Here is an 11,469-nt window from a genome sequence, read left to right as displayed (position 1 = left end):
GGATCTCGCTTGGCCAGATGCCGAAAGGTTGTCTCACTGCAAGCACATCAAGGGCATTGAGGACTGCAACGCAAGATACGACGAGATGCACCTTCAAGGGGGCAAGACGCTGCGAAACTACATCGCCGAATACCACCGGCGCGCGAAGGGTGGACAGCTTCTGCAAGTCGTCGAGTCTCCCGGAGTAGACGAGGTCATGTTAAGAGAAATGATCGCCTCTGGCCTGACCGAGGCGAACATCAACGAATGCCAGCGTTTCGGCAAGCTTAAGGGCACCGTTGGCAAGGCCAAGGCGAAGGCGTTCTTCGAGGGAAGGGAAGGTGCCAAGACCCCCGTGTTCAAGGTGAACGTGCGCGTGGACAGGCTTCTGAGGAGATTCATCCTCGACGGCGGGTTCGACATCGACGAGCAAGTCGCGGAGGATGACGACTGATGGAGCTTGGTTGGATAGACTACTCGGAGGAGGCCCGTCAGAAGACGCTTGCGGTCCTTGCGGCTCTTCAAGAACCGACCGCCATAGACGAGCTGGGCATCGGAATCGTAAGAGACGCCTTCGCCGACGAGCTCTTTCCGACGACATCCACGCTGTTCACCAAGGCTCGCTACCTCTTCCTCGTCCCCTATGCATTGAGGGACATGGAGCGCGAGGACAACACATCGAAGACAGCCCGGCAGCTTAGAAGAAGCTACGACGACCGTGAAAAGCAGCTCGCCATAAGGCTCCTGAAGGCAAACGCCGCCGATACCACGGGCATCATCGGCGCGCGCTCCCTCAGGGGCGATTTCTCAGGGCATTGGGTCAAGCGGGGTCCTGCGGTGATCTACTGGGCGACGATCAGAAAACTCGGCCTTTGCAGGAATCCAGATATGGGATTCGACGAGTTCTTCAGAACCATCGAGGGGCGGGGCGCCTCTTCGCGTCGCCGGTCGTCGGCGGAAGACGCCGCCAACGGGTGGAACGATGACGACATGGCGTCGCAGAGCCTATGGCACATCCCCGATGCATCATATGCGAATTGGCACGACAGTGCCTCGATCGCCCTCACGCAAGAGGAAGCGTCTTTCCTCCGGCGGCAACTGGAATTGAAATATCCGGAATCGCTGTACTCGCTCATCATGCAGGATCCCGACGTCTACGCTACGGCGACCGGGGCATTCGCGCAGGGTTCGCAGGAGGGCGACGAGGATGCATCCCTTGCCGCTGCAAACGCGTTCCCGGCATTTGCAAGCAAGGTGCGCGGGATGGTGGATGAGGGGCTCGGCGATATGCTCACACATGCCGTCGCATTCAGCGATTTCATTTACGCATGCCGCATCCGCTACAACGCGCAGCTGGACACGACAGGGGAGGAAGCCGAGCAGGAATGGTCGGTAATCTCTCCGACGGCGCCGCTTATCGCGAACGCACTCGATATCGACTGGATATACGAGCACCTCGACATCTTCTCGCACGCGGGTTCGCACCCGCTTTACCAGTTCCTCCTTGAGGCACGCAGCTGCATGGCTGAAGGGGATGTCGCGAGGTTGGATGAATGCATACGGATCCGAGAGCGCTCCATCAAGCACGAACGGGCGAAAATAGGAAGATCTGAAGGGATCCCGGATAACTGGCGAGGCGGCAGAAGGCTTTCATACCGCTTCGAGGTCGCCGCGTCGTTCGCTAACGAGGTCTGGATGGCTGGTGACGAAGATGCTTGAGATGGAAAACGAGAGGCTCGACTTCACCGACCAGCTGGCTCCCGAGGACGGGTATGAGCTCGCCGCATGCGTGGGGACCACGTACTCGCTCGACATGAGCGCGATGCTCGGCGCCTGCATGTCGCTTGCCGGAGGCGTGTTCCGAAGCGGCTCGTCGAACGGCAATCCTGTCGGCGCGTTCGCCTCGATAGCGAAACTTCGGGGGAAGGTCGCCGTCTTCTGCGAAAAGGGGCGGATCAAGGACGAGGACAGGACGGGGCAGCTCGCGATTCTGCTAGAGCCGCTCGTAAACCAGGTCATCGTACGCCGTCCACGCAGCGCCGGCACGTCCATCTCATCCTTCCATCCGAAGGTCTGGCTCCTCGACTTCGTCTGCACCGCAAACAACGAGCACCGATACAGGCTGCTGGTCACGAGCAAGAACCTCACCTTCAGCGGATCATGGGACGTCGCCGCACGTCTAGACGGACATGACACGGGGAGCTTCGTGCCGGAATCGGGCGGAATCGTGAGATTCCTCGATTATCTTCGAAACAGCAACGGCGTGGAGGGTGACCGCGAGACGCGCAGGCTTCTGAAGCGCCTATCCGACGCGATTGCGACGGTCCGCTTCGAAGTCGACAGCACGTATTTCGAAGACTATGAGTTCCTGCCGTTCGGCCCTTCAAGCTCGGGCTTGCTCGATGCGTCAGAGACACCGCCGTTTACGGATAGATTCACCAAGGCGGTGGTGGTGTCCCCGTTCCTCGGGAACGACGGCCCGCTGAAGCGCCTCGCGCAGAACCGCATCGGCAACGGTCCCAACGAGAACTTCCATTTGTTCAGCAGGGAGTCCGAGCTGGCGAAGATTGACAGCGGCCTCCTCGCGAAATACAGCTGTTACGCACCGAAGGACTGGCTCTCCGACGTGTCGCTCGAGGATGACGGCGAGGGGGCGCCGAACGCGGTCGACTATTCGGACCTGCATGCGAAGCTGTATCTGACCGAGAGATACGCCGACCGGAATCTCTATCTCGGATCCCTGAACGCTTCGCACAACGGAATGGTGGGGAACGTGGAGGTGCTCCTGCGCCTCCAGATGAAGAAGCGGAGGCTGAGTGCAGACGACCTCGTCGCATCGCTTGCCGGTGACAAGAAGCCCTTTGGGCCCTACGACCCGAACAAGCCGAATGTTCTGCCCGAGGAGCTGTCCGAAGAACAGATCGCGCGCCGCATCGAACTCGACAGATCCTTCCATGCCGCGGCCAAGCTCCTGGAGTTCAGGCGAGCGGAGGCATTTCCCGGCGAGGAGCGCATGGTGGTCGATTACTCGCTGCCGCTGTTCAACGGTTTCGACACCTGCCTGGCTCTGAGCCTGTCGCCCTATCTCGTAAAAGTCGACCCCATGGAAATCGCGGCACCTGGAGGACGGGCCGAATTCAAGGGAGTCCCTGCAAACAACGAGTCGGAGTTCTTCGTGCTGGAAGGCATCTCGGAGTCCGATGACTACAGAACAAGCTGCCTGGTGCGTTGTCCCGACTCGTCGTTCGTCTGCCCGGATGAGAGGGACGGGAGGATCAAGCGCGTTCTCGAAGGTATCCTGGAGGCAAACTCCGGCGTGCTCGCGTCCTACATCGCGCTCGCTTTCGGGATGCAGCCGCCCAGCGGGGATGCTGCCCAGAACCGTGGGTCTGCGCCGTACGGCGGGCTCGCAGCCGCGGGCGTAAGCGGGGGGATATACGAATCGTTGCTGAAGGTCCTTGCCGTCGCGCCGAACGCCCGAGAGCAGCTCGATTACGCAAAGCTCATGCTTTCGTTCCTACCGAGCAAGTACGACGATGCCGGGATCAAGATGATGCGCGACATGGTAGCCCAGTTCGATAAAGCGGTGAGGCGGCATGGGTAAACAAGCGAGGGACATTCGTGCCGAGCTCGCGCAGATCGACGAGCGGATCATGGCCGGCCTCAAGCCGTTCCAGCGTGCGACAACGGAACATATAGCGCACCTGTTCAAGAGCCAGAAGCGCGTCCTGCTCGCCGATGAGGTAGGGCTCGGGAAGACGCTCGTTGCGAGGGGCGTCGTGTCCAAAGTCGCGGGTATGCGCAGCGCCGAAGGCGATGACCTCGTGAAGGTCGTGTACATCTGCGCCAACGGCTCCATTGCAAACCAGAACGTGCAGAAGCTGCGCATCGACGCCGACATCGAGCTTTCATCTGCCCAGGACTCCAGGTTGTCGATGCAGCATCTCAGGTTGGCGCAGGAGAGGTGCGACCCGGAACTGAAGAGGCGCTACGTGCAGATAACGCCGCTCACGCCCGGGACGTCGTTCAAACTGAGCACGGGAACCGGAACCATGCGCGAGCGCGCGCTCATATACGCGACCCTCTCCCGGGCCGCGGAGTTCAGCGGCAATGGGACGCTTCTCGGCAGGCTTCGCCGGTTCATGTGGTCCTACGAGCTGGGTTTCAGAAAAGACAACTGGGACTATTTGTGCGATGAGATGGACCGGGCGGTCAGGGAGGCAAGCCTAGGCGTCGCGTCATTGGGCGATGGCTCCGAGTACCCGGGCGATTTCATAGAATGCGTTCGCGGGGAGCTCGCCGACGAGCGGGTCTCGCTAGCGGACCTGGCTGCCTACCTCGAAGAGAACGGTCCGGACGACAACCGTTCTTTCGGAAACCTGGCAATCGCCTCGTTGCGCCGCGCGTTCTCGAAGGCGAGCATGGACATGATGGATCCAGACTTCGTGATAATGGACGAATTCCAGCGTTTCAGGGATCTTATCTCGGATAACGATACCGAGACGAGCCTGCTTGCCAAGCGGTTCTTCAGCGGTGATACGCGCGTTTTGCTTCTGTCGGCAACTCCCTTCCGGATGTACACAACGCCCGACGAGGATGACGATGAGGAATTCGGTGATTCCGCCCACGAGTTCCTCCAGGTCGTCGACTTCCTCACGTCCGGAAGCCAGAAATCGAAAGCGGCGTTCCAGGAGGCATGGAGCGAATATGGGCATGCGCTTGTGTCCGCCACGCTCGGCGACAGCGCCATCGTCGTGACATGCAAGGAGTGCAAGGAGAACGTCCAGGAATCAATGCTCGGCTTCATGGCGAGGACTGAGCGGACGTCTACCGAGGAGATGGTGGGCCAGGTGCAGGGGGCCGTCAAGCCCGAACCCCTCGCCATCACCGAAGATGACATAGCAGCCTATTTCGCGCTGAGCGACATCGGCTCCGCAGCGGGCGTCAGGAGCGGCCTTATCAGCCCCGATTACGTGAAGTCCTGCCCGTATCCTCTCTCGTTCATGAGGGAGTACGAGTTCAAACGTCAGCTAACGAGGAATGCGACATCGAACTGGACGGCGGTGGACAGGATCGCCAGGAAACAACGACGCCGCCTGTGGGTAAATTGGAACCGCATGAGCACGTACAAGCCGATAGATGTGCAGCATGCGCGCTACCAGCGTCTCAAGCGTGACCTGCTTGGTGATTCGCAATCCGAACGCCTGCTCTGGGTTCCGCCTAGCATGCCCTACTACAAGCCTAACGATTCTTCGCCCTTCGCGAAATCCGAAGGCTTCAGCAAAACCCTCGTCTTCTCGTCATGGGCGATGGTTCCCCCCGCCGTGGCGACGCTCCTCTCGTACGAGGCGGAGCAGAAAAACGTTGCTAGCATCGCACGTCATGGCGAGGACTACAGGTATTTTCAGAAAGGCGACGACGACAGCACGGACTCCCATCTCACGCCTAGGGGAAGGCTGCACCTGGCGGGTTCTCGGCCCGATTCCTTCGTGCTTGCGTACCCGTCCCAGTACCTCGCAGACGCGGTGGAGTTCTGCTCTGTCGAGGGAGAGCCGCCGGGGCTCGAGCGCATCCGCTCAGTGGTCTCGGAGAAGATATCAGCGGACCTCGCCATCGTCCTGGGCCTCAGGAGGCTCCCGGACGGCAGCGCCCGAAGCAATCTCTCCTGGTATGCGTATGCGGAGCTTGCTTTGGATAGGTGGTACCTGGGTAGCTCGGAATGGGCGGAATGCCTCGTTGCCAACGCTGCTTTGAGGAAAAGCTACCCCTCTGCTATGGGTAACATGAAGTCGTACGTCGAGATGCTTGCGCAGTGGTCGCCCAGCGAGCACATGTCCGAGTTCCCCGACGATCTCGTCGATGCTCTGGTCGATGCCGCCATCGGCTCGCCCGCCGTCTGCGCGCTCAGGACGTACGCGCATGGCGGATTGCCCGGCGAGGTGGACCCTGCGCTGCCTTTCGAATTCGGGTACTCTTTCGTCACGAAGATGAACACCGCGGACGCAACGACGTGCATAGCCGCGGTCACCGAGAGGAGGAACCTGTCCACTTCTGCGGACGCCCACTGGAAGCATGTGCTCGACTACTGCTGCGAGGGTAACTTCCAGGCAGTGCTGGACGAGTACTTCCATCTTGTCTTCGACGGTGACGTCGTGCGGGCGCACAAGGCGATCGTCGGCGACAGGATCGGCAACGACAAGACGCCGAGCCTCCATAAGGCGGAAGGGTTGTATGAGGCGGACACGTACCCGCAGTTCAAACAGGACGTTCTTGGCGCTGGGCAGCGGAAGGCATTCGTGACGCGACTTCATATGAACTATGCGGCCGGTTTCATGGAGAGCCGCACTGGGGATGGCAAGGCCGAGAACAGGCGAACCGAGCTGAGAGCCGCGTTCAACTCTCCTTTCAGGCCGTTCGTCCTGATAAGCACTTCGGTCGGCCAGGAAGGTCTCGACTTCCACCAGTATTGCCGCCAGATCGTCCACTGGAACCTGCCCAGCAGCCCCATAGACTTCGAGCAACGCGAGGGCCGCATCAACCGCTACAAGAACCTCGCAGTCCGCCAGACGCTTGCCAGGCGGTACGGCGACCAAGTGGATTTCGGCCCACTTGCATGGGACGAGCTGTTCGAGATTGCGAGCGAAAAGGAAAACGGATCCGGTAGCCTGGATGGTGGTCCATCAGGCCTCCTACCGTATTGGGGAGTGCGTGCCGGGGAGGACGTCTCGCCGATAGTGCGACTTGTTTACAACTACCCGTTCAGCCGTGACGGCGATTTGTACGATTACCTGCTTACGACAATTGCAGAGTATCGAGCCGTTATGGGGCAGCCGAATCAGGAAGAACTTCTCGGGATGCTCCGCAAGCGTTTTGCCAACAGCTCGACCAGCGAAGGCGAGCTGAGTGATCTCTTCCTGAATCTATGCCCCTACTGCCATCTTTCGGATGTAGTTTCTGATAGTAGCGATGCATGCTGAGCTATGGGTGAGGCAAGGATGCGGACTGCGGTGGAAATCCTGGACCAAACAGGAACGGGAGGGATGCCGCATGTACGGACGCGAGGAGAGAAGGATCGTCCAGGAGGCTCTGGCCGCGTCGGGCTACGACTACCCGGCAACAGTCGAGTTGATGGGATACTCCGCTGAGAAGGTGCTCAGGGCGTGGGGCGCCGTGTATTGGGAGACCGGCGAGGCCTCCATGGCCGAGTACGAGGAGAACCCCTATTGCACCTTCGCGCGGAAAGCCGCGGCGGTTGCGCGGTAGAACTGCTCCCCAGCGAGCGAACGTCGAAGACGCGTGTTCTCCTTAAGCTGAGAGCGGAAGCAGGCGAAGTCAGCCGACACCGACTGCATTTTTGAGTGAAGAAACGAAACATTGAATGGTGGATTTTATAAGACGGAGCAAGGTTCCAGGACGTTCACAGTATAGGCGTCAATGAGCTCATGTGCGGCTCGCGCTATACTGGTGGCTCTCGTTTGAATGGAGGCATGGGCTTTGGCGGAGGATTTGAATCTGCAGATCGCGCATGATCCGTGCCGTCTTGATGATCGGTGGCCTGCCGGCGCGGTTCCCGTGGGGGAAAGCGTGCAGGTGCGCATACGCGTGCATCGAGACTTGCAGCCGCGGGTGCGCCGGGCAGACCTGCTCGTCTACGATACCGCTTGGGAATCCGGGGACGGGCATGCGGATCCCACGCAAACCGATCGCCAGCAACGCTCCGATGCCCTTTCGGCGGATCGGGATCGGCATCTCGGTCCCCTGCCATCAGATTGGGGAACTCCCCCTAGATCTTTCCCGGACGGTCGGAAGCGGTTCGAAACGCCTCTGCGCATCGGTGCCGCCGCGCGCGCCGAAGACTCGCTGCTCGCAGCCGCCGGCTGGCGGGCGCTGCCCCTCGGATCGACCGATCGCGGTTTTGGAGCGGCTATCGCGATGGGGGATGCCCCCCATGTCGTGTTCTACGCGTTTTCGCTGACGCTCGATGACGGATCGGCCGTCTACTACGTGCCCTGTCACGACGGGCGCGCCACCTCGGGCGAGGCGGTTTTCACCGCGGAGGACGCGCTCCGCGCCCTAAGCGGTTCCTATACCGCTATCGGAACGCAGCCGCTCGGATTCCAGATCACCGTCTACGACGCGTCGTTCGCAACGCCCGATTGGCTGCGCCGAGGGGTTATGTACCAGATATTTCCCGATCGGTTTGCCCGTGGAGAGGACGGGATCCGACGCGAGGGCGTGGCCTACCATGAGTCCATGGGGCGCCCCGTACATATGCACGGGCGTTGGGGCGAGCCGATGGAGTGGGAGGAACCCTACGATCCCGTCGACTTCTACGGCGGAACGTTCCGGGGAATCGAGGAGAAGCTTCCCTACCTCGCCTCGCTGGGCGTGACGGTCGTGTATCTCAACCCGATCGTGGAGGCGCGCAGCAACCATCGGTACGATACCGCCGACTACGGCAAGCCCGACCCGCTGCTGGGCACGGAAGCCGATTTCGAGCATCTCGCGAAGGCGGCACGCGAGCGGGGGATATCCCTCGTGTTGGATGCCGTGCTCTCGCACACGGGATCCGACAGCGTGTACTTCAACCTCAGCGGAAACTACGATGGGCCGGGCGCCTGGAACAGCCCTGATTCGCCGTACCGCGCATGGTACGACTTCGACCATCCGAGCGGCGGGGCCGCGTATCGCTGCTGGTGGGGGTTCCCCACGTTGCCCGAGGTGAACGAGCACGACGGGAGCTGGCAGCGGAACGTTCTGGGGCCGCTTCGCCCGGAAGGGGCGGAGGCGGCCGGCGGGGAGGGCACCTCCGGAGTGCTCCCGCGTTGGATCGCGCGCGGTGCGCGGGGCTTCCGCTTGGATGTCGCCGACGAGCTTCCCGACGACGTTTTGGAGAAGATCCGCCGATCCGTGAAAGGCGCTCTCCCCGATGGAGCGGTGATCGGCGAGGTGTGGGAGGATCCGACGACCAAAGCGAGCTACGGCAGCAGACGGCGGTATGCGCTGGGGACAGCGTTGGATTCCGTGATGAACTACCCCCTGCGCTCGGCGCTGCTCGCCTTCGGCTGCGGCGATATCGATGCGTACCAGCTCGCCAGCTTCCTGCGCTTGCAGCAGAGCGCGTACCCGCGGCCGATGTACGAGACGCTCATGAACCTCACCTCGTCGCACGACGTCGAGCGGATGCGCACGGTGCTGTCTCTCGGGCGCGGGATCAAGGGCATGGCGCGCGGCGCGCAGCTGGAGGCGGTGCGCGGGATAGACGCCGCGCAGGATGCCCACGGCGCTCGGTTGCAGAAGCTGCTTGCGACCGTGCAGTACTTCATCCCCGGCATCCCCTGCCTGTACTACGGAGATGAGCGGGGCATGCAGGGCGGGGGAGACCCGTTCAATCGCGGGACGTTCCCCTGGGGGGAAGCGCGTCGCGATTGCGGCGAGGATGCGACCCGCCACTACCGCGCATTGGGCGAGATGCGCGCGCTTCCGGGCTTGGAGGGGAGGTTGGTCGCGCTCGCCTCCAACCCGGACGTGCTCGTCCTCGCGCGGGGATCGCTCATATGCGTCGCGAACCGCTCCGATCGGCCGCTCCCATACTCGGCGGACCTGCTGGCGCCCGAAGGGGGCGAAACGGGTGGTTGCCACATGCGCTTTACCGGGCGGCCCGCACGATATCTGGGAGAGGCGTCCTGCGCGAACGAGGACGGCGTCATCCACGGGGTCGTCGACCCCAGCCAGGCCGCGGTGTTCTCGGTAGAGGGCTTGATGAACTCGTGCGAATAGGAGACTTGTGACCTCGTTACCATGTTCTCGGTTGCCGCGTTTTCCATTTGGGGACCTCCTCGTCGTCTTTTCAGCGCTTTCAGCATAGCGGGCAGGGCACATGACCACCGCCGGGGCGAACGTGTTACTCTACCATTATGGGTCAAGAAACTATACAATCATGGTTAATCATACTTTACAATTGTGGTAACCTAAGCTTCGCAATCATGAATGATCCTCACTGCAAATTCGAAAGGAAGCCACGGCATGATCGATCGCGACGTTTCCGACTTCATCGAGCAAAATGCGACGTGGTTCCCCGTGGTCTCCGTAGTGGGGCCGCGCCAGTCAGGTAAATCCACGCTGGTCAAAGCCTTGTTTCCCGACTATGCCTATGTCAACTTGGAGGACGAGGCGGATTTCAACCTGGCCGCGGCGAGTGCTTCGGACTTCATTAAAGAGCGCTCCGACCGCATGATCATTGACGAAGCCCAACGCTTGCCCGCCTTGTTCGACGCAGTCCAGGTAGCTTCGGATTCCCGCGGGTCGACTGGCCAGTATGTCCTCTCCGGGTCTCAGAACTTTTTGATTGCGAAGGGCATTTCCCAGTCTCTCGCTGGACGGGTGGGCACGATTCCTCTCCTCCCGCTTTCGTATAAGGAAGCTCATCGATCGGATTCGCAGATCAGCCCGGATTCGTTCATGCTCTCCGGCGGCTATCCGCGCGTGCATGCCGCGAGTATTCCCGGCTCGGTCTTCTACCGGAACTATGTGGACACGTATGTCCAGCGCGATATTGCGGGATATGTCGAGGCGCGCAACCTCTCGACGTTCCGGAAGCTTTTGCAGCTCTGCGCCCAGTGTGCGGGGTCGCTCGTCAACATCTCCCGGTTGGCGGCGGACGCGGGGATCGCGCGGCCGACGGTTGAATCATGGATGTCCCTGCTCGAGTCGAGCTACATCGTCTTCCGCTTGCAGCCGTACTTCGCCAACCTGCGCAAGCGGCTTACCAAGACCCCGAAGCTGTACTTCTACGATACCGGCCTGCTCTGCTATCTGCTGGGCATCCAATCGTCCGAGCAGCTGCGCGACAGCCCATTTCGCGGGGCGATATTCGAAAACCTCATCGTGGAAGAGACGATGAAGCGCCATATCAACGCAGGCAGGGAACCCCGGCTGTTCTTCTACCGCGATGACCGGAAAGTGGAGGTCGATCTTGTGGATTCAACCGATTCGCAGAATATTGAGCTCGTCGAGGTCAAGTCGACCATGTCCTTCCAGGCTTCGTATTTGAAGAACCTTGGGGTTGTGGGGGAGTCGCTGGGCGTTCCGGAGAAGAACAGGTTCGTCGTCATGCGGTCGGATGCGTCGACTTCGGTTGGTGCCGCCAAGGTTTGGAGTGCCCATGACTGGCTGTTGCGCTGAGTGAAGGCCCACGGCGAAGTGCACAAGCGAATCCGAAGGCGCGGATGATTATCTCGTAGGCGATTGCGGCGAGGATGCGACCCGCCACTACCGCGCATTGGGCGAGATGCGCGCTGCCCGGCAGGAAGGCTCGGGTTGCCGCATAGAGATCCACACTGACTTGCGAAGGCTCATTATCGGGGTTATAGGCCAAAACGTGTTGATGAATGTCGCTATAACCCCAGTTCAAATGTCCTAAAACAGCCCTGAAAGTTCATGCGCCCCAACTTTGCAGTCGGCCAAAACGTGTTGATGGATTCTATCGAA

General features: G+C 60.9%; 7 protein-coding genes. All 7 read left to right on the top strand.

Features of this window, described 5'->3' with window-relative positions; translation table 11 throughout:
* Positions 1-85: 85 nt before the first annotated feature.
* The 7 genes from NOV21_RS00035 (at position 86) to NOV21_RS00005 (ending at position 11,163) form a co-directional block, all read left to right on the top strand.
* Positions 86-433 (top strand): hypothetical protein, encoded by a 348-nt coding sequence (locus NOV21_RS00035; RefSeq protein WP_283169595.1) that lies wholly within the window; start codon positions 86-88, stop codon positions 431-433.
* Positions 433-1,698, top strand: coding sequence for a DUF6361 family protein (locus NOV21_RS00030; RefSeq protein ID WP_283169594.1), 1,266 nt, complete (start codon positions 433-435; stop codon positions 1,696-1,698). Before NOV21_RS00035 ends, NOV21_RS00030 begins: the two co-directional genes overlap by 1 nt.
* A complete protein-coding gene (locus NOV21_RS00025) occupies positions 1,682-3,583 on the top strand; it encodes a phospholipase D family protein (RefSeq protein WP_283169593.1) in 1,902 nt (633 codons plus the stop codon). The genes NOV21_RS00030 and NOV21_RS00025 overlap by 17 nt, the downstream gene beginning before the upstream one ends.
* Positions 3,576-6,956 carry a helicase-related protein gene (locus NOV21_RS00020; protein WP_283169592.1) on the top strand — a complete coding sequence of 1,127 codons (3,381 nt, stop codon included), beginning with the start codon at positions 3,576-3,578 and terminating at the stop codon, positions 6,954-6,956. Before NOV21_RS00025 ends, NOV21_RS00020 begins: the two co-directional genes overlap by 8 nt.
* A 70-nt stretch (positions 6,957-7,026) precedes the next feature.
* Positions 7,027-7,242, top strand: coding sequence for a hypothetical protein (locus NOV21_RS00015; protein WP_283169591.1), 216 nt, complete (start codon positions 7,027-7,029; stop codon positions 7,240-7,242).
* Positions 7,243-7,473: 231 nt separating this feature from the next.
* A complete protein-coding gene (locus tag NOV21_RS00010) occupies positions 7,474-9,759 on the top strand; it encodes an alpha-amylase family glycosyl hydrolase (RefSeq protein ID WP_283169590.1) in 2,286 nt (761 codons plus the stop codon).
* 246 nt (positions 9,760-10,005) lie between these two features.
* Positions 10,006-11,163 (top strand): ATP-binding protein, encoded by a 1,158-nt coding sequence (locus NOV21_RS00005; RefSeq protein WP_283169589.1) that lies wholly within the window; start codon positions 10,006-10,008, stop codon positions 11,161-11,163.
* The last annotated feature ends 306 nt before the right edge of the window (positions 11,164-11,469 follow it).

Origin of the sequence: Curtanaerobium respiraculi (genome assembly GCF_024609215.1) — a bacterium.
GTDB lineage: Bacteria > Actinomycetota > Coriobacteriia > Coriobacteriales > Eggerthellaceae > Curtanaerobium > Curtanaerobium respiraculi.
The sequence above is the reverse complement of the archived record's forward strand: the minus strand, read 5'-3'. Positions and strand labels throughout refer to the sequence as shown.

What these genes read in the sequence shown, in the direction of transcription:
- NOV21_RS00035 (WP_283169595.1), top strand. Translation starts at nt 86, where the DNA reads ATGCACCTTCAAGGGGGCAAGACGCTGCGAAACTACATCGCCGAATAC.
- NOV21_RS00030 (WP_283169594.1), top strand. Translation starts at nt 433, where the DNA reads ATGGAGCTTGGTTGGATAGACTACTCGGAGGAGGCCCGTCAGAAGACG.
- NOV21_RS00020 (WP_283169592.1), top strand. Translation starts at nt 3,576, where the DNA reads ATGGGTAAACAAGCGAGGGACATTCGTGCCGAGCTCGCGCAGATCGAC.
- NOV21_RS00015 (WP_283169591.1), top strand. Translation starts at nt 7,027, where the DNA reads ATGTACGGACGCGAGGAGAGAAGGATCGTCCAGGAGGCTCTGGCCGCG.
- NOV21_RS00005 (WP_283169589.1), top strand. Translation starts at nt 10,006, where the DNA reads ATGATCGATCGCGACGTTTCCGACTTCATCGAGCAAAATGCGACGTGG.